At 72.3% G+C, this 17,839-nt stretch carries 16 protein-coding genes; 7 read left to right on the top strand and 9 right to left on the bottom strand.

The genetic code is table 11. The features are described 5' to 3' along the window. Positions 1 to 10: 10 nt before the first annotated feature. Positions 11 to 370 (bottom strand): NADH-quinone oxidoreductase subunit A, encoded by a 360-nt coding sequence (locus ACIPXB_RS21365; RefSeq protein WP_030201784.1) that lies wholly within the window; start codon positions 368 to 370, stop codon positions 11 to 13. 747 nt (positions 371 to 1,117) lie between these two features. Between ACIPXB_RS21365 and ACIPXB_RS21360 the strand changes: the two genes are divergently transcribed. The 3 genes from ACIPXB_RS21360 to ACIPXB_RS21350 all read left to right on the top strand — a co-directional run bounded on the left by ACIPXB_RS21360 (position 1,118) and on the right by ACIPXB_RS21350 (position 4,445). Then, complete coding sequence (locus ACIPXB_RS21360) at positions 1,118 to 1,954, top strand: C40 family peptidase (protein WP_401452203.1); 837 nt, start codon at positions 1,118 to 1,120, stop codon at positions 1,952 to 1,954. Between the two features lie 110 nt (positions 1,955 to 2,064). Further along, positions 2,065 to 2,391, top strand: coding sequence for a hypothetical protein (locus ACIPXB_RS21355; RefSeq protein WP_401452201.1), 327 nt, complete (start codon positions 2,065 to 2,067; stop codon positions 2,389 to 2,391). Positions 2,392 to 2,450: 59 nt separating this feature from the next. Next, entirely contained in the window at positions 2,451 to 4,445 is a 1,995-nt protein-coding gene (locus tag ACIPXB_RS21350) for a bifunctional metallophosphatase/5'-nucleotidase (RefSeq protein WP_401452199.1), read from the top strand. A gap of 23 nt (positions 4,446 to 4,468) precedes the next feature. Here ACIPXB_RS21350 and ACIPXB_RS21345 read toward each other — a convergent pair whose 3' ends face one another. Continuing rightward, positions 4,469 to 5,752 (bottom strand): geranylgeranyl reductase family protein, encoded by a 1,284-nt coding sequence (locus tag ACIPXB_RS21345; RefSeq protein WP_401452197.1) that lies wholly within the window; start codon positions 5,750 to 5,752, stop codon positions 4,469 to 4,471. 97 nt (positions 5,753 to 5,849) lie between these two features. Here ACIPXB_RS21345 and ACIPXB_RS21340 point away from each other — a divergent pair, with 97 nt between their 5' ends. Further along, the gene (locus ACIPXB_RS21340) at positions 5,850 to 6,377 is read left to right on the top strand and encodes a GNAT family N-acetyltransferase (RefSeq protein WP_401452195.1); all 528 of its coding nucleotides are present in this window, start codon (positions 5,850 to 5,852) and stop codon (positions 6,375 to 6,377) included. Between the two features lie 37 nt (positions 6,378 to 6,414). Here ACIPXB_RS21340 and ACIPXB_RS21335 read toward each other — a convergent pair whose 3' ends face one another. From ACIPXB_RS21335 to ACIPXB_RS21315, 5 genes are all read right to left on the bottom strand, one after another. Continuing rightward, positions 6,415 to 7,326 (bottom strand): glutaminase, encoded by a 912-nt coding sequence (locus tag ACIPXB_RS21335; protein ID WP_401452193.1) that lies wholly within the window; start codon positions 7,324 to 7,326, stop codon positions 6,415 to 6,417. Further along, the gene (locus ACIPXB_RS21330; protein ID WP_401452191.1) at positions 7,326 to 8,021 is read right to left on the bottom strand and encodes a demethylmenaquinone methyltransferase; all 696 of its coding nucleotides are present in this window, start codon (positions 8,019 to 8,021) and stop codon (positions 7,326 to 7,328) included. The genes ACIPXB_RS21335 and ACIPXB_RS21330 overlap by 1 nt, the downstream gene beginning before the upstream one ends. A gap of 587 nt (positions 8,022 to 8,608) precedes the next feature. Beyond that, on the bottom strand, positions 8,609 to 9,172 hold the full coding sequence (locus tag ACIPXB_RS21325; RefSeq protein ID WP_401452189.1) for an imidazolonepropionase-like domain-containing protein: 564 nt from the start codon (positions 9,170 to 9,172) through the stop codon (positions 8,609 to 8,611). A gap of 13 nt (positions 9,173 to 9,185) precedes the next feature. Continuing rightward, a complete protein-coding gene (gene mqnC / locus ACIPXB_RS21320) occupies positions 9,186 to 10,385 on the bottom strand; it encodes a cyclic dehypoxanthinyl futalosine synthase (RefSeq protein WP_401452187.1) in 1,200 nt (399 codons plus the stop codon). Between the two features lie 109 nt (positions 10,386 to 10,494). Further along, positions 10,495 to 12,312 carry a serine/threonine-protein kinase gene (locus ACIPXB_RS21315; protein WP_401452185.1) on the bottom strand — a complete coding sequence of 606 codons (1,818 nt, stop codon included), beginning with the start codon at positions 12,310 to 12,312 and terminating at the stop codon, positions 10,495 to 10,497. A 163-nt stretch (positions 12,313 to 12,475) separates the two neighbouring features. On the opposite strand from ACIPXB_RS21315, the gene ACIPXB_RS21310 reads away from it, so the two are divergent. Continuing rightward, positions 12,476 to 13,516, top strand: a complete 1,041-nt coding sequence (locus tag ACIPXB_RS21310; RefSeq protein ID WP_401452183.1) for an alpha/beta hydrolase — start codon at positions 12,476 to 12,478, stop codon at positions 13,514 to 13,516. A gap of 30 nt (positions 13,517 to 13,546) precedes the next feature. On the opposite strand, the gene ACIPXB_RS21305 is transcribed toward ACIPXB_RS21310, so the two are convergent. After that, positions 13,547 to 14,407: a menaquinone biosynthetic enzyme MqnA/MqnD family protein gene (locus tag ACIPXB_RS21305; RefSeq protein ID WP_401452181.1), complete on the bottom strand. Its 861-nt coding sequence runs from the start codon at positions 14,405 to 14,407 to the stop codon at positions 13,547 to 13,549. Between the two features lie 237 nt (positions 14,408 to 14,644). Between ACIPXB_RS21305 and ACIPXB_RS21300 the strand changes: the two genes are divergently transcribed. Then, positions 14,645 to 14,848: a cold-shock protein gene (locus ACIPXB_RS21300; RefSeq protein WP_030012116.1), complete on the top strand. Its 204-nt coding sequence runs from the start codon at positions 14,645 to 14,647 to the stop codon at positions 14,846 to 14,848. Between the two features lie 353 nt (positions 14,849 to 15,201). On the opposite strand, the gene ACIPXB_RS21295 is transcribed toward ACIPXB_RS21300, so the two are convergent. After that, positions 15,202 to 16,950, bottom strand: coding sequence for a lytic transglycosylase domain-containing protein (locus ACIPXB_RS21295; protein ID WP_401452179.1), 1,749 nt, complete (start codon positions 16,948 to 16,950; stop codon positions 15,202 to 15,204). Between the two features lie 238 nt (positions 16,951 to 17,188). On the opposite strand from ACIPXB_RS21295, the gene ACIPXB_RS21290 reads away from it, so the two are divergent. Further along, positions 17,189 to 17,692: a hypothetical protein gene (locus ACIPXB_RS21290; RefSeq protein WP_401452177.1), complete on the top strand. Its 504-nt coding sequence runs from the start codon at positions 17,189 to 17,191 to the stop codon at positions 17,690 to 17,692. Positions 17,693 to 17,839 lie beyond the last annotated feature (147 nt).

Below are 17,839 nucleotides of genomic sequence, written 5' to 3'. Positions count from 1 at the left end.
ACTCAGCCCCTCAGTCCCATTCCAGGCCGCCGCGCCGCCAGACGTACGCGTAGGCGACGAAGACGGTGAGCACGAAGAGCAGCATCTCGACGAGCCCGAAGATCCCCAGGGCGTCGAAGGTGACGGCCCAGGGGTAGAGGAAGACGATCTCGATGTCGAAGACGATGAAGAGCATCGCCGTCAGGTAGTACTTGATGGGGAAGCGGCCGCCGCCGGCCGGCACCGGGGTCGGCTCGATGCCGCACTCGTATGCCTCTAGCTTCGCTCGGTTGTACCGTTTCGGGCCGATCAGCGTGGCCATGACCACGGAGAAGATCGCAAACCCTGCGCCGAGGGCGCCGAGCACGAGGATGGGCGCGTAGGCATTCACGCTCCTCGCTCCTTCCAGTCGTCCTTGACCGTTGGACCGCTGTGGGCCGGCCAGGGAGCCCCGCCCCGAAGATCGCCCTCCATGGTGCGAGGTCGCATGTGAGGCAGTTCACAAGCCGGACTGGTGCGCATCCTATGCCTGTCGGTCTGTGATCTGCGACACGGGTAACAACAACGAGTTTGTGATCTCCACCACCAGACGAAGGATCATGAAGCCCGAACAGTGGTGATCTTCATACGCGAAGCATCCATGTGATCACCAAAGGTGACATCCACAGCCGTTACCGCAGGTGGAACGGGTGCCGCACTATCAAATGATGGTCCGTGCAGGCAAATTGGCAGGGCGGTCGCCCAACTGGTAAGGGAATCCGCCTCACCCGGGCGGATGAGGACCCGCGCCCGGAAGTGGACGCGTGCATCCGTTCACGAACCCGCGACGGATACCTCACAGACGGATCACGGGCCGGACACAGCCACCTCACGGCGAGATATTTCTGTGACCTGCATCACACCACAGAAGGCCCTTCAAAAGGGGGCTTGGCCAACTGTTGCGATGAGTGCTAAGTGGCGGTCAAAACGGACTAAATATGGAAAGCCCATGATCACGGGCTTGTGAGGGGGTGTCCGAATCGTCCGTTACGGCGTCAATAAGGAATGCAGGGCGCCCGGTTCGCGCCATCGGCGCGCAACTGTGGTGCAGACCACGTTTCTTGATGGGACCCCCACAGCCCTGATAGCGGTTGTTCTCATGTCCCACACCGCTCACATACCCAGCCACCGGAAGCCCCGTCGCAGCGCCTCGAAGCTCGCGGTTCGCGCCGGAGTTGCCGGTGGCGTTCTCAGCACCCTGGCGATGGCCGGCACGGCGAGCGCGTCCCCCGCCGCCGAGCCCGTGACCGAGACGCTCGAGATGCCGGTCCTGAACATGGACCTGAGCACCGAGGTGTCCACCGCCGTTGCCAAGGCCGCGGACAACACGCGTGCGGCGGCCCTCCAGGGCGAGCTGAGCTCGCTCGAGGAGACCGCCCGCACCGGTGCCGCCGCCGAGGCCAAGCAGGCCAAGGAGCAGGCGCAGAAGAAGGCCGAGCAGAAGGCGAAGGAGGAGGCCGAGCGCAAGGCCGCCGCCGAGCGCGCCACGCGCGGCACCGAGCGCACCGACCTCTCCACCAAGTCCGCCTCCACGGGCTCCGGCTCGGGCTCCTCGGTCACCACCCCGAGCGCCCCGGCGACCGGCAACGCCGCCACCATCGTGAACTTCGCCCGCGCGCAGGTCGGCAAGGCGTACGTCATGGGCGCCACCGGCTCCTCCGCGTACGACTGCTCGGGCCTGGTGCAGGCCGCGTACCGCGCGGCGGGCATCAAGCTGGACCGCACCTCCCAGGACCAGTCCCTGGCCGGCCGCTCCGTCTCGCTGAGCGCGCTGCAGCCGGGCGACATCCTCTACTGGGGCGGCAAGGGCAGCGCCTACCACGTCGCCATCTACGTCGGCGGCGGCAAGTTCGTCGGCGCGCAGAACCCCAGCACGGGCATCGTCGAGCGCTCCCTGAGCTACGACAAGCCGTCGGGCGCCGTCCGCGTCCTCTGACGGCGACCACGCCACACACCAAGGCCGGTACTCCCCCGCTCGGGGGCGGAGTACCGGTCTTCGTGCGCCACGGCGCCTGCCTCTACCATCCCTTCGGAAGGGGTGGTCGCATGAACACACCGCGGGACGTGGACGCACCGCGGGCTCCGCGCGTCCCCGACCCCGACGGCCGGACGGGCCTCCTCGCCGCCCTCGGCCTCGGGCTGTTCGCCCTGGGCGGCTGGCTGATCAACACCACCCGGCCGTGGAACCGCCCCTTCGACCTCACCCTGCTCCTGACGGGCTGGGGCCTGTCCCTGGCCGCCCTCGCCGCCGGCGTGGTCCTCACCCTGGCCTGCGTCCGCGCCGTCCACCGCACCCCGGACCCCGTGAACCCCACTCACCCCACCCACCCCGCGGACCCCACGCACCCCGGCCGGCCCACGCACCCCCGGTAGGACGTCTCTTCCGGCACGCCGCCGTGACGCGCGCCCCGCCGGGCGGGACCATGCCGGAGGTGAGCACCAGCGCCGGTACGACGCCGCAGCACCGCCGTTTCCACGACCCGGGACGGCGTACGTTCCTGACCGCCCTGGGCGCGGCGGCGACCTTCGCCACCGGGGTCCCCGCCCATGCCACCCCCGCCGCCCGGGACGCCGCCGGCGCCGACGAGTACGTCGACGTCCAGCTGCTCAGCATCAGCGATCTGCACGGCTACCTCCAGGGCGCCCCCGGCGGACACTCCGTCATCACCGGCAACGGCGGCCTCACCTACACCGTCGGGGGCGTGGCCGCCATGGCCACCCATCTGGAGCGGCTGCGCGACGGCCGCCGCAACTCGCTCTTCTTCACGCCCGGCGACGCCTTCTGCGGCTGGGAGTTCGACGCGGCCGCCTTCGCCGACGAACCGACGATCGAGGCCCTGAACCGCATGGGGCTCGACTTCGCCACCGCCGGCAACCACGAGTTCGACAAATCGCCCGCCATGCTGCAAAGGCATATGGAACAGGGCATCCCGTTCCCGGTGGCGGGCCGGGACACCGCCTTCACCGACTCCTCCGGCCTGCCCTTCCACGGCGCCGACTTCCGCTACTACAGCGCCAACGTCGTCCGCACCACCGACGGCCTGCCGGTGCTGCCGCCGTACCACGTCGAGTACGTCACCGCCCCCGACGGCCGGCTCCTGCCGATCGGTTTCATCCACCTCACCGCGCTGGGCACCGAGCGCTTCCCCGGCTCCTTCCAGCCCGGCCTGGCCACCCTCGACGAGATCGCCACCGCCGACTCCTGCGCGGCGCTGCTCAAGGCCCGGGGCGTCAACGCGATCGTGCTGAGCATGCACGACGGCGCCGTGGCCGGCGGTGACTTCAACAGCGGCACCGACCCCTCGGGCCCCGCCCTCGACCTCGCGCTGCGCGTCTCCCCCGACATCGACGCGATCGTCACCGGGCACTGGCACACCCGCTTCACGATGATGGTCCCCGACCCGGACGGCCGCCCCCGTCCGTTCGTCGAGGCCGGCTGCTACGGGCAGGTCGTCAACGAGATCAGCCTGCGGCTCGACCCGGCCACCGGCGCGGTGGTCCGCGAGCTGACCGTCTCCACCAACCACCCCAACACCCGCGACGTCACCCCCCACCCGGAGCTGAAGGCCGTCGCCGACTACTGGGCGGGCCAGGCCACCGCCCGCGACCGTTCCCGCATCGGCCGCCAGACCGGCTCCTTCTCCCGTACGCGGAACACGGCCGGCGAGTCCACCATGGGCGACCTCGTCGCCGACTGGGCCCTGTGGGCGGGCCAGCGGCCCACGGATCCCGAGAACGACGCCAACATCCACCCCAACGTCCCCGCCCAGCTCGCCCTGGTCGCCGTCGCCCCCCGGTTCGGGCAGGCCGTCATCGCCGGGGACCTGCCCCTGGACACGGCCTCCGGCGGCGCCGTCACCTTCGGCCGCGCCTGGCGGGCGGTCGGCTTCGGGGACCCGGTCGTCAGCGCCTGGGTGACCGGGCAGCAGCTCCACGACGCCCTGGAGCAGCAGTGGACGCGGGAGGAGGACGGGGCCTTGCGTTTCGCGCCCCTGGCGGTCTCCCGGAACGTCCGCTACTCCTTCGACGCGCAGGGCCCCGCCGGGGACCGCGTGGAGCCCTCCGACGTCCTCGTGGACGGCGTACCGCTCGACCCCGCCCGCAGCTACCGGCTGGCGGCCCCCTCGTACACGTTCCTCGCCCATGACGGCTACCCGGCGCTGGAGGGCTTCCGGGAGCCGTACCGGCACCAGCGCGACTACGAGAGCTTCATCGCCTTCGTCCGCGCGGCCCAGGTCCTCTCACCGCCGCCCACGAACCGGGTCACGGCCCGCAACACCGGCCGGCCCGCCGCCGACGTGGGCACCGTCACCGAGCCCCCGGTACCGCTGCGGCCGGACGGGACCCCGCTGCCCCGCCCGGAGGCCGCGATCGTCACGGCGGGCGGCCCGCGCACCCCCGAGGAGGGCTACCGCCCGCCCTGCTGAAGGAACGGACCCGGACCCCGGGCCTATGCCTTGGGAGCCACCTTGCTCAGACCGTTGATGATGCGGTCCATCGCGTCGCCGCCCGTCGGGTCCGTCAGGTTGGCCAGCATCTTCAGCGTGAAACGCATCAGCACCGGGTGCGTCAGACCGCGCTGGGTGGCGATCTTCATGACGGCCGGGTTGCCGATCAGCTTCACGAAGGCGCGGCCCAGCGTGTAGTAGCCGCCGTAGGTCTCCTTGAGCACCTTCGGGTAGCTGTGCAGCGCCAGTTCGCGCTGCGCCGGGGTCGCCCGGGCGTGTGCCTGCACGATGACGTCGGCCGCGATCTGGCCCGACTCCATGGCGTACGCGATGCCCTCGCCGTTGAACGGGTTGACGAGCCCGCCCGCGTCGCCGACCAGCAGCAGGCCCTTGGTGTAGTGCGGCTGGCGGTTGAAGGCCATCGGCAGGGCCGCGCCGCGGATCGGCTGCGTCATGTTCTCGGGGGTGTAGCCCCAGTCCTCGGGCATGGACGCGCACCAGGCCTTGAGGACCTCGCGCCAGTCCAGCTCCCGGAAGGCGGAGGAGGAGTTGAGGATGCCCAGGCCCACGTTGGACGTGCCGTCGCCCATGCCGAAGATCCAGCCGTACCCGGGCAGCAGCCGGTCCTGCGGGCCGCGCCGGTCCCACAGCTCCAGCCAGGACTCCAGGTAGTCGTCGTCGTGGCGCGGGGAGGTGAAGTACGTCCGCACGGCCACGCCCATCGGGCGGTCCTCGCGCCGGTGCAGCCCCATCGCCAGCGACAGCCGGGAGGAGTTGCCGTCGGCGGCGACCACCAGCGGGGCGCTGAAGGTGACCGGGGTCTTCTCCTCGCCCAGCTTCGCGTGCACGCCGGTGATGTGGCCCGTCCGCGGATCCCGGACCGGCTCGCCGACGGTGCACCGCTCGTACAGCCGCGCGCCGGCCTTCTGCGCCTGCCGGGCCAGGGTCTCGTCGAAATCATCACGCTTACGGACGAGTCCGTAGTCCGGGTACGAGGCCAGCTCGGGCCAGTCCAGCTGGAGCCGCTGCCCGCCGCCGATGATCCGCAGGCCCTTGTTGCGCAGCCAGCCGGCCTCCTCGGAGATGTCGATGCCCATCGCCACGAGCTGCTTGGTGGCGCGCGGGGTGAGTCCGTCGCCGCAGACCTTCTCGCGCGGGAAGGCCGTCTTCTCCAGCAGCAGGACGTCCAGACCGGCCTTGGCCAGGTAGTACGCGGTCGTCGAACCGGCGGGCCCGGCCCCGACGACGATCACATCCGCGGTGTGTTCGGAGAGGGGCTCGGTCACTGCGGGGTCTCCCGAAGACTCAAAGGGGGTGCCGGCCGGCACAGGACATGTGCAGTCTATGCAGCGAGAGAGATCGCGAATCCGAAGGGCCGCCACGATGACCAACTCGCCCGTCTCGCCGACCCGGCCGCTCCCCGCCGTATCGCTGCGCGTCCCCACCGACGAGGACGCCCACGCCTGGCACCGCGTCTTCGCCGACGGGGACGTCATGGAGTTCCTCGGCGGCCGCGCCGAACTGTCGGTGTACGAGGAGCTCACCGCACGCCAGCGGCTGCACGACGCCCGGCACGGCTTCTGCCTGTGGACCCTGCTCGACGACGGGGGCCGGGTCATCGGCTTCACCGGCGCGCAGCCGTGGCCGGAGGAGAAGGAGTGGGGCCCGGTCGGCGAGATCGAGATCGGCTGGCGCCTGGGCCGGGAGTACTGGGGCCGCGGCTACGCGACCGCGGCCGCCGAGGCGACGGTCGCCCGCGTACGGGCGGCCGGCCTCCCCCGGGTCTGCGCGATGGTCGACGCCCGCAACGCCCGCTCGGTGGCGGTGGCGGAACGTCTCGGCATGCGCCTGGCCGCGGAGTTCACCACCCCGAGCGGCAACCCGGCCCGCCGCTACGAACTGGACCTCTAGCCCCGGCCCGGGCGGCGGCGCGCCACCGGATGAGCGTCTAGAAGACGGACAGTCCGGTCAGGGTGGTGAAGCGGTCCAGGGCCGCCACGCCCGCCACGGAGTTCCCGCGCGCGTCCAGTCCGGGGCTCCACACGGCGAGCGTGCAGGCGCCCGGTACGACGGCGACGATCCCGCCGCCGACCCCGCTCTTGCCGGGCAGCCCGACGCGGTAGGCGAACTCGCCCGCCGCGTCGTACGTGCCGCAGGTCAGCATGACCGCGTTGATCTGCTTGGCCTCACTGCGCGTCAGCAGCCGCGAGCCGTCCGCCCGCAGCCCGTGGCGGGCCAGGAAGCGGGCGGCGAGGGCGAGGTCGGCACAGCTCATCTCGATGGAGCACTGCCAGAAGTAGTGCTCCAGCAGGGCCGGGACCGGATTGTCGATGTTGCCGTACGCCGCCATGAAGTGGGCCACGGCGGCGTTGCGGTCGCCGTGCGCCTGCTCGGACGCGGCGACGTCGGCGTCGAAGCCGAGGCCGGGGTTGCCGCTCTCCTGGCGGAGGAACTCCAGCAGTTCGCTGCTGGCGTCGCCGGTGAGCGTCTGCAGCCGGTCGGTGACGACGAGCGCGCCCGCGTTGATGAACGGGTTGCGCGGGATGCCGTTCTCGTACTCCAGCTGCACCAGCGAGTTGAAGGGGTTGCCGGACGGCTCGCGCCCGACCCGCTCCCACAGGCTGTCGCCGCCCTCGGCGAGGGCGAGGGCGAGCGCGAACACCTTGGTGACGGACTGGGCGGAGAACGGCGTGCGCCAGTCGCCCACGCCGTACAGGTTGCCGTCGAGGTCGGCGAGCGCCATCCCGAACTGGCGGGGGTCGACTCCCGCGAGCGCCGGGATGTACTCGGCCGGCGTACCGCTGCCGATGAGCGGGGCGACGTCGTCCGCGATCCGCTCCAGCACCGCCTGGTAGTCCACTACGCGTCCTTGAAGCCTCGGTGCAGCGCGACGATGCCGCCGCTCAGGTCGCGCCAGGCGACCCGGCCCCAGCCGGCCTTGCGCAGCAGCGCGGCGAGCGCGGGCTGGTCGGGCCAGGCGCGGATGGACTCGGCGAGGTAGACGTACGCGTCGGGGTTGGAGGACACGGCGCGGGCGACCGGGGGCAGGGCGCGCATCAGGTACTCGGTGTAGACGGTACGGAAGGGCCCCCAGACGGGCTGCGAGAACTCGCAGATGACCACCTTGCCGCCGGGCTTGGTGACCCGGTACAGCTCGCGCAGCGCGGTGTCGGTGTCCTGGACGTTGCGCAGGCCGAAGGAGATGGTGACGCTGTCGAAGGTGTCGTCCTTGAACGGGAGCCGGGTGGCGTCGCCGGCGGTGAGCGGCAGCCAGGGATGCCGCTTCTTGCCTTCGCGGAGCATGCCGAGGGAGAAGTCGCAGGGGACGACGTACGCGCCGGTGGCGGCGAACGGCATCGAGGAGGTCGCCGTGCCGGCGGCGAGGTCCAGCACCTTCTGGCCGGGGCGGGCGTCGACGGCCCGGGCGACGGCCTTGCGCCAGAGACGGGCCTGGCCGAGGGACAGCACGTCGTTGGTGAGGTCGTAGTTCGCGGCGACTCCGTCGAACATGGAGGCGACTTCGTGCGGCTGCTTGTCCAGGGATGCGCGGGTCACTGGCGTTGGCCCCTCGGTGCTCGGTCGGGCGGGCGGTCGATACCGGCCCATTCTGGCAGGCGCCCCGCCCCCGCCCACCGGGGGCTCCGCCCCGGACCCCGCGCCTCAAACGCCGGCGAGGCTGGCAGGGATGCCCAGCGGCGCCGCAAGGCCGCCCGGCGGCCAGGTTTCGGGGGCTCCGCCCCCGCACCCCCGCGCCTCAAACGCCGGCGGGGCTGGGCTGGTGCCCGGCGGCGCTGGAAGGCTGTCCGGCGGGCAGGCTTTCGGGGCTCCGCCCCGGACCCCGCGCCTCAAACGCCGGCGGGGCTGGGCTGGTGCCCGGCGGCGGCAGAATCCAGCCCGCGCGGCGTTTGAGCGCACGGGCGCGGAGCGCACGTACGGGGGCCCGGGGGCGGAGCCCCCGCCCACCCAGCCCCGCTGGCACCCAATCCAGCCCCGTCGGCGATTGAGGCGCACCCACCCAGCCACGCCGGGCGCCCCTTCAGCCCCGCCGGCGTTTGAGGCGCACCCACCCAGCCCCGCCGGCGATTGAGGCGCAGGGGTGTGGGGGCGGAGCGCACGGGCTTCGAGCTGCGCCGGCGGGCTGGTCAGCGGCGGCGGTGGAGGAGGCGGCCGGCGATCACCGTCGCCACGCAGGCCACCCCGTCGGCCCCCGCCAGCACCGCGTCGGCGTCCCTCGTCGCGAAGACCGCGAAGTCGGCCGGGCCGCCGGCCACCAGTTCGCCGTGGAAGCCGGCAGCCGAGAGTGGGCCGACGATCGTCAGGCCCGAGCGGGCCACCGCCGTCCGGACCGCCGGCACGGTGAAGCGGCCGGCCACCGCCACCACGCCCCGCGCCAGCAACCGCTGCGTACCGCGCCGCGCGCTCTGCCCCCACTGGACCTCCGTCAGCGGCGGGGGCGGGGGCGCCTCCTCCCGGGCGTCCAGGAAGTACGTGCCCTCCAGCAGCGCGTCGGCGCCCGGCATGACCAGGCCCGGCGTCAGCAGGCCGGGCCACCGCCGCACCCGCGCCCGCGGATCGGCGGCCGCCAGGTCCTCGTACCGGCCGATGGCCACCACCCGGCCGCCGTCCGTCAGGACCGCGCCGTCAGCGAGGACGCCGGACGACGGGGCCGTCAGTACCGCGTCCGCCGCGTGCAGCGTGACGGTCACGTCGTCCTCGTCCTCACGTCGTCGGGATCAGCTTCAGCTCGGGGTGCGCCGTCCCGCCCTCGATGGCCGTCGAGGAGATGTGCGAGACCACGCGGTCGTCGACCGGGTCGTTCGCCGGGTCGTCGTGCACGAGCAGGTGCTCGTACGTCGTCGCCCGCTGCGCCGGCGTCCGCCCCGCCTTGCGGATCAGGTCGATCAGCTCCAGACGGTTCGAGCGGTGCTTCGCGCCCGCCGAGGAGACCACGTTCTCCTCCAGCATCACCGAGCCGAGGTCGTCCGCGCCGTAGTGCAGCGACAGCTGCCCGGCCTCCTTGCCGACGGTCAGCCACGAACCCTGGATGTGCGCGACGTTGTCGAGGAACAGCCGCGCGATCGCGATCATCCGCAGGTACTCGAAGATCGTGGCCTGCGTCCGGCCCTTGAGGTGGTTGTTCTCGGGCTGGTACGTGTACGGGATGAACGCCCGGAAGCCGCCCGTCCGGTCCTGCACGTCCCGGATCATCCGCATGTGCTCGATGCGCTCGGCGTTCGTCTCGCCCGTGCCCATCAGCATCGTGGAGGTGGACTCCACGCCCAGGTTGTGGGCGATCTCCATGATCTCCAGCCACCGCTCGCCGGACTCCTTCAGCGGCGCGATCGCCTTGCGCGGCCGCTCCGGCAGCAGTTCGGCGCCCGCGCCCGCGAACGAGTCCAGGCCCGCCGCGTGGATCCGGCGGATCGCCTCCTCCGCCGAGACCCCGGAGATCCGGGCCATGTGCTCGACCTCGGACGCGCCCAGCGAGTGGATCACCAGCTGCGGGTAGGCCTTCTTGATCGCGGAGAAGTGCTCCTCGTAGTACTCCACGCCGTACTCCGGGTGGTGCCCGCCCTGGAACATCACCTGGGTGCCGCCCAGCTCGACCGTCTCCGCGCAGCGGCGCAGGATGTCGTCGAGATCGCGCGACCAGCCCTTCTTCTTGTCCTTCGGGGCCGCGTAGAAGGCGCAGAACTTGCAGGCGGTCACACACACGTTGGTGTAGTTGATGTTGCGCTCGATGATGTACGTCGCGATGTGCTCGGTACCCGCGTAGCGGCGGCGGCGCACGGTGTCGGCCGCGGAGCCGAGGGCGTGCAGCGGCGCGTACCGGTAGAGGTCGAGCGCCTCCTCCGGGGTGATCCGGCCCCCTGCGGCGGCACGGTCGAGGACAGACTGGAGAGCGGCCTGGTCGGTCACCGGTGCGTCACCTTTCGGCGGGGTCGACGAATGTCACGACGTACGGATCTCAGGACGAATGTCAAGGGTCCGGACCGATCCAGCCTACGCCAGGGGGCCGCCGCCGGATTCAGGGGCTACGGGTGAGGTCGCCCTCCGGGTTCCCGGCCGCGCGGTCGCCCGAACGGTAGTGGAGCGTGCCGCCCTCGTTGAGGGTGAACCGCTCGTCGGCGGAGCCGCCCGCGCAGATCCCGGGGTGCGGATTGGTGTTGCCGGCGCTGTCCAGGACCAGCGAGCGGTCGGTGGCGGAGGTGAGCTTCCAGTTCCCGCTGCAGTCGTACTTCGTACCCAGCAGGTCGAGCACCGACTTGTCACGGCCGACCACCTCGCCCTTCTTCCCGGCCTTGATGGTGATCTCGAACTGGACCGGCGCCCCGAGGTTGGTGGTGACCGTCCCCTTCCAGGTGCCGGTCAGCTCCTTGGGCACGTCCTCGCGCGCGGCGGCACCCGTCGACCGCGGGCTGGGGAGCGCCGAACCGGGCGAGGAGGCCGCCGGCTGCGGGGTCCTGGCCTCGCCCGCCATGTCCCGCTCCTTGTCCGCGGACGGGCTCCCGGGCAGCAGGCCCATGCTGTACAGCCCGCCCGCCGTCAGCGCCAGTACGGCGGCCGCGGCCAGCACCACGGTGCAGCTGTAGCGCCGCCCGGCCGCGGTCATCCGGACCTCGCGCCCTTCGCTCCCGCCGGGGGCCGTGCGCGGGCCGGGCACCGAGCCCAGGGGGCCGCGCGGGCCGGTCTCGGTCGGGATGCCGTACGGGCCCGCCGGAGCACCCGCCGGAACGCCCGCCGCAGCACCCGCCAGAGCATTCGCCGGGGCGCCCGTCGCAGCGCCCAGCGGCGCGCCGTACGAAGGGTCCGCCGGCCCGAAGCCGCCCGTGCCCGGGCCCGGGCCCGTGTCCGCCTGGCCGCCGTACGAGGGGCTGGTGAACGGCACCGGGCCGGAGACCGGACCGGACACCGGGCCCGACACCGCCTCCGCGCCCGGTGCGCCGGGCCCCGGCTCCGCGTTCGCGTCCAGGTCCAGCAGCCGTACCGCCGCCCGCGAGGCCTCCTCGACCAGCGGCGCCGGCAGCCAGCCCGGCACGCCCAGCGCGTCGCCGAGCGCCTGCGCGAGGGCCTGGGGCGCCGGCCGGGCGGCCGGGTCCTTGGCCAGGCAGGCCGTCACCAGCGGCACCAGCGCGGCCGGCACCCCGGTGAGGTCGGGCTCCTCGTGGACGACCTTGTACAGCAGCGTCGCCGAGTTGTCCCCGCTGAACGGGGCCCGGCCCGTCGCCGCGAACGCCAGCACCGCGCCCAGCGAGAAGACGTCCGCCGCCGCCGTGACCCCCTTGCCGAGGATCTGCTCGGGGGACATGTAGCCGGGCGAGCCGATCGAGACCCCGGTGGAGGTCAGCGACGCCGTGCCGTCCGTGGCCCGGGCGATCCCGAAGTCGATCAGCCGCGGCCCGTCCAGGGTCAGCAGCACGTTCGAGGGCTTGACGTCGCGGTGGACCAGGCCGAGCGCGTGCACGGCCACCAGGGCCCGCGCGAGCCCCGCGCCGATGGCCCGTACGGCAGGCTCCGGCAACGGCCCGAACGCGGCCAGCGCCTGGCCCAGGGCGGGCCCGGCGACGTACCCGGTGGCGACCCACGGCACCGCCGCGTCCGGATCCGCGTCGAGCACCGGCGCGGTCCACTCGCCGCCGACCCGCCGCGCCGCCTCGACCTCGCGCCGGAACCGGGCCCGGAACTCCTCGTCGGAGGCGAAGTGCGGGTGCACGATCTTGACGGCGACGGTCCGGCCGCCCCCGCTGCGCCCGAGGTAGACCCGGCCCATGCCGCCGGCGCCCAGGCGTCCCAGCAGCCGGTACGGGCCGATGGTCCGCGGCTCCCCGGCCTCCAACGGCTGCATGGCTCCCCCTCCATACGGCGACCGGCCCGTGACCGGCTTCGAACGGCGGGATGAACGGTCATGTCCACCCGCGCCCCGGCCGGAAACTCACCCGGTCGGCCCGGATGCACCCTAGTGCCACCCCGCTGCGCGGGCCGGAAAGATGCATGACACGGTGATGCCCATGAGACCCCAGACCGCCCCGGCGGCCATGGCGGCCGTCCTGCTCACGGCCCTGATATCCGCCCTCCTCACCGGCTGCTCCTCCCAGGGCGACCCGATGAGGTTCGACACCCCCGCGAAGTCGGCCAAGCCGGCCAAGGACGCCTCGCCCCGCGCCCTGACCGAGGCCGAGCGCCGCGCCCAGGACCTGACCCAGTTGCCGACGGGACCGCCCGCGGAGTTCACCAAAGAGAGCGACGTCGAGGGCGGCACGACCATCAGCGTGACGACGCTGGCGGGCAAGAAGTCGGGATTCACCGGACAGGTGTGGGTCTGGGTGCCCAAGCAGTACTTCGAACCGCGGTACGCGCAGACCGGCTTCCCGGTGATGATCACCCTCCCGGGCGGCAAGGGCTTCCCCAAGAACTACTGGGCCGGCACCAACCTCGGGCTGCACAGCGGCATCACCAAGTGGTCGCAGGAGGGCAAGAGCCTGCCGTTCATCGTGGTCATGCCGGTCCTCAACCCCGACAAGGAGTACTACCAGGACGGCAGTGACATACCCGGCCGGCCGCGGATCGGAACCTGGCTGTCGGAGGACGTCCCCGATCTGGTCAAGGCGAATTTCCGGACCTTCAAGTCCCGCGACGGATGGGGCCTGATGGGCTCCTCGTCCGGTGGTTTCGTCGCTCTGAAGTTCGCCCTGCAGAAGCCCGACCAATTCAAGGCCGTGATCTCTTCCGGTCCCGACACCCGCCCCGACTCCCCGCTGTGGAAGGGGTACGCCGCGGAGATGCAGGCGAACAATCCCGAGAAGCTCGCGCAGGAACTGATCGCCAAGGGCGGACCGGACGTCTACGTCGCCTTCCAGATCGGCACCGCGGAAAGCGGAATGACGAATCTCCAGAATTTCATCAAGAATTACGGCAAGGGTCCGGTGAAGACCCACCTCCAGGTGATCCAGGGCGGCGGGCACGACGCCAAGAGCTACATGCGCGGCATGGACGAGGGCGCCATGAAGTGGTTCAGCGACCAGCTCCAGGCCCCCATCGCGACCCCGTAGGCGGTCCCCGGACGGGTCTCCGGGCGGGCGTCAGCGGGTGGGCGCAGCGGCCAGCAGCTCCACGTCCACGTCCGCCGGGAACCCGGTCGTCGGGCCCGTCCGGCGCGCGAACTCCCGTACGCCGGCCAGCTGGTCGGGACCGAAGCGGAAGTCGAGCGTGGTGAAGTAGCGCTCCAGCAGGTCGGCGTCGAAGACCTCCCAGCGGGCCGCCTGCTCGGCGACCTTGGCGACCTCCTCCAGGGACAGGTCGCGGGAGGCGAGGAAGGCCTCGTGGACCTGCCGGACCACGACCGGCTCGCGGGCGAGGTAGTCCTTGCGGGCCGCCCAGACGGCGAACACGAACGGCAGTCCGGTCCACTCCTTCCACATGAGCCCCAGGTCATGGACGGTGAGCCCGAGCCGCGGGGCGTCGTGGAGGGAGGCCCGCAGCGCCGCGTCGCCGATCAGGACGGCGGCGTCGGCCTCCTGCATCATCACGCCGAGGTCGGGCGGGCAGGAGTAGTAGTCGGGCCGTACGCCGTACTGCTCGGCGAGCAGCAGCTGCGCCAGCCGAACAGACGTACGAGAGGTGGAGCCGAGGGCGACCCGGGCGCCGTCGAGCCGCTCCAGCGGCACCTGGGAAACGATCACGCAGGACATGACGGGCCCGTCGCAGCCCACCGCCAGATCGGGGAACGCCACCAGCTCGTCCGCGTTGCGCAGGAACTCCACGAGGGTGATCGGGGCGATGTCGAGGTCTCCGGCCACCAGGCGCTCGCTGAGCTTCTCGGGGGTGTCCTTGGTCAGCTCAAGATCCAGCAGCGTGCCCGTCCGGGCCAGGCCCCAGTAGAGCGGGAGGCAGTTCAGGAACTGAATGTGGCCGACGCGCGGCCGGCTGCGATTGGCGTCCACATCGCGAGACTAGCCCTCCGCCGCTCGTCAGCATCGCGGCGGGGTCTCAAACGTCCGGGTGACGTGATCTTTCCCTCTGGTCTGCCGGGGACTGTGCGTGCTACGCTCGACGCAAGTTGCAGTTTGGTTTCCCTTGCAGTACGAAGCCTGCGGAGCATGTAACCGCGGGCTTTTGTAGTTTTCAGACTTCTTAGCAGGTTCTGGAGCAGGGCGACCCTTTGGCCCATAGGAGGGCTCATGGCTACCGGAACCGTGAAGTGGTTCAACGCTGAAAAGGGCTTCGGCTTCATCGCCCAGGACGGCGGCGGCCCGGATGTCTTCGTCCACTACTCCGCGATCAACGCGTCTGGCTTCCGCTCCCTCGAGGAGAACCAGACCGTGAACTTCGACGTCACCCAGGGCCCGAAGGGCCCGCAGGCGGAGAACGTCACCCCGGCCTAATCGCCCGGGCCAACCGGATCGCGGTTGGATAGCAGTACCCAAGGAGCCCTGTCTCCCCCGCTCAGGCGGAGGAGCCGGGGCTCCTGCCTTTTGTGCGCCCCGAAGGGGTGCGACAGCGGGCCGCCGCCCCGCCCGGCCCCCCCCCCCCCGGCCCCCCGGGGGGGGGGGCCCCCCCCCGGCAGGGGGTGTGCCACGGGGGGGGGGCCCCGGGGGGGGGGGGGGCCCGGGCCCCCGCGGCGGGGGGGGGGGGGGGCGGGCCGGGGGGGGGGGCGCGCGGGGGGGGGGGGCGGGGGGGCCGCCCCCGGGGGGCCGGGGGGGGGGGGCGGCCCGCTGTGCTGTGCGCTACCGGACGGTCAGGGCTTGACCGAGGGCGTGGCGACCGGGGCGGTCGGGGTGCCCGGGACCGGCGGGGTCGTCGGGGCCGGGTCCGGGGTCTCGGCCTTGGTGACGTTGAGCACCAGGACCAGCTCGGCGCCGTCCTTGGTCCACACCCGCAGGTGGTACGGCCCCGGGACGGCCGTCTCCGGGACGAACAGCTCGGGCAGAACGATCTTGCCGTCCGCACCCGTCGGGGCCAGCGTCAGGCTGCGCTGCTCCTTGCCGTCCTTGTCCTTGAAGAACGGGCCCATCTTGTCGGCGACCCACTTGCCGTCGGCGTCCTTCACCACGCTCTCGGCGGTCACGACCGTGCCCGCGGCCGGCTTGCCCTGCGCCGTGGCCAGCAGCTCGATGCCCTTGAAGCTGGCGCCCGCGGCCGCCTCCGGCGCCTTGTCACCCTGGCGGGTGATCGTGTCGGCGCGCGGTACCGGCTTGGGGGTGACCGTTCCGGTGAACTTCACCGAGAACTCGCGGGTGCCGTAGAGCGTGGCCCGCAGGGTGAAGCTGCCGCCCTTCTCCCCCGCGCCCGCCTTCAGCTGCGGCGCGGCCGCGATGCCCTGGGCGTCGGTGCGCGCGACGACGTGGTCCTTGCCGTCCGCGGCGAAGGCCGTGCCGCCGGTCGTGTCCTCCTCGACGGCGAAGATGACGATCTCGTTCGCGGCCGGCTTGCCGTCGCTCAGGAGCGCCTTGACCGTCGCGTTCCCCGGGATCACCGCACCGGCCTCAGCCCGCAGCGCGCTCTCGCCGACGATCTGGAGCCCGTTCACGGTCGCGGGCGGCGGGGTCGGCTTCGACGGCTCGACGGGCGGCGTGGTCGGGTTGGCCGGTTTCGTAGGGTTGGTCGGGTTCGTCGGCTGGGTCACCGGCGGCGTGTACGGCGGCGGCGTCGTGGCCGGCGGGGTGGGGGTCGTGGTCGGCGGCTGGGTCGGGTAGTTCCCGGCGGGCGGGTTCGGGACTCCGGCGACGCCCTCCTGGTACTTCCGCATGAAGCCCAGGACGCTGTTCACGTACTCGCGGGAGTTGTTGTAGCTGAGGATCGCCCGGTCGAGCTGGGCGGGGTCCGAGAGGTTCCGGTCCCCCGCGCACAGGTACAGGCCGGCGCCCAGCGCCGCGTCGTAGATGTTGTTCGGGTCGCGCTTGCCGTCGCCGTTGCCGTCGGCGCCCCAGGTCGCCCAGGTCGACGGGATGAACTGCATCGGGCCCACGGCCCGGTCGTACTCGGCGTCCGCGTCGAACTCGCCCTTGTCCGTGTCCAGGATCTTGGCGAAGCCGTTGCCGTCCAGGCGGGGGCCCCGGATCGGCTTCTCGGTGTAGCCGTCCTCCTTGAGCCCGTAGCCGGAGGCGTGCACGGACTCGATGCGGCCGATGCCGGCGAGCAGCTCCCAGGGCAGCTTGCACGTGGGCAGCGCCGCCTCCACGGACACCGCGGCGCGCTTGTACGCGTCCAGGGCGGTCCCGGGTATACCGCTGGCCGAGTCCGCGGCACCGCCCGCGCCCGCACCGGCACCGGTGCCCGGCGGCGGGTCGGAGACCAGGTCGGGCAGGTCCAGGCGCGCGTTGCCGCGGTCATTGGCCTGCGGGCTGTCGGGGGTCGGCTCGGCCTCCCCCGCGTCGGCGGTCGGGGTGTTGGTGACGACGGCGGCCGTGGTCAGGCTGGCCGCGAGCGCGGCGGTGCAGAGCACCTTGCGCGACGTGTTGACGAGGTGGCGGTGAAGAGGCTTCACAGTGCGGCGATCCCCCCAAGGCGAGCCGTGAATATTCACTGTCTATCAGGTATTCGGCGACGACTCGCCGTCCCCCCTCTGATATGTGACGCACCATTCGTCTAGCCTTCACCGGTCCTTCCCCACCCCTGAACAAACGCCACAAATCCCCGACCGATACGCGGAGAAGACCCCGAAAGTCCCCGCCTCCTCCCGATATGACACACTCCCGTGGTCAACCGACCGTCCAGGAAAGAGCGTGGAACCCGCAGTGACCGTACGCAAGGGCGCCGCCCTCCTGACGCCGCTCCTGCTGGCCGCCGTACTGACGGCCTGCGGTACGGACTCCCCGCCCCCGCAGGAGCCGAAGCCCACGGCCTCCCCGCTCGCCCAGGCCCCCGCCGCGCCGTCGGACCGCCCGGGCACCTCCCAGGCGGACGTCTCCGCCCAGGTGGTCGAGGTCATGCGCGCGCACGGCGCCGAACTGACCGACGCCCGCCAGCCCCGCCCGGGCCTGATCGCCCTGCGCTCCCCCAAGGGCATGACCCCGCAGGCGGCGGACGCGGCCATCACGGCCGGCCTCGCGGACCTGGTGGCGCGCCAGTGGCAGCAGGACGAGCCGAACGGCTCGATCCGCAAGCTCAAGAAGCCCGGCTGGGGCCTGTGGGCCACCACCCTCCCCGCCGCCCAGATCCTCAAGGACGCCTCCGCCGCCCCCTCGGACGTGGTCATCACCGTCACGGTCACCGCGATCTCCGAGTAGGCCGCCCCAGCTCCGCCCACACGGCCTTCCCCGGCCCGCCGCCGGACCGCGGCCCCACCCCCCAGGCCACGGCCAGGGCCGCCACGATCAGCAGCCCGCGCCCGCCCTCCGCGGACCAGGGGTCGACGGCCCGCCGTACCGGCCCGC

The sequence above is a fragment of the Streptomyces sp. NPDC090022 genome (assembly GCF_044748145.1).
GTDB lineage: Bacteria > Actinomycetota > Actinomycetes > Streptomycetales > Streptomycetaceae > Streptomyces.
The sequence above is the reverse complement of the archived record's forward strand: the minus strand, read 5'-3'. Positions and strand labels throughout refer to the sequence as shown.

What these genes read in the sequence shown, in the direction of transcription:
- ACIPXB_RS21360 (WP_401452203.1), top strand. Translation starts at nt 1,118, where the DNA reads ATGTCCCACACCGCTCACATACCCAGCCACCGGAAGCCCCGTCGCAGC.
- ACIPXB_RS21355 (WP_401452201.1), top strand. Translation starts at nt 2,065, where the DNA reads ATGAACACACCGCGGGACGTGGACGCACCGCGGGCTCCGCGCGTCCCC.
- ACIPXB_RS21310 (WP_401452183.1), top strand. Translation starts at nt 12,476, where the DNA reads ATGAGACCCCAGACCGCCCCGGCGGCCATGGCGGCCGTCCTGCTCACG.
- ACIPXB_RS21300 (WP_030012116.1), top strand. Translation starts at nt 14,645, where the DNA reads ATGGCTACCGGAACCGTGAAGTGGTTCAACGCTGAAAAGGGCTTCGGC.
- ACIPXB_RS21340 (WP_401452195.1), top strand. Translation starts at nt 5,850, where the DNA reads ATGACCAACTCGCCCGTCTCGCCGACCCGGCCGCTCCCCGCCGTATCG.
- ACIPXB_RS21315 (WP_401452185.1), bottom strand. Translation starts at nt 12,312, where the DNA reads ATGCAGCCGTTGGAGGCCGGGGAGCCGCGGACCATCGGCCCGTACCGG.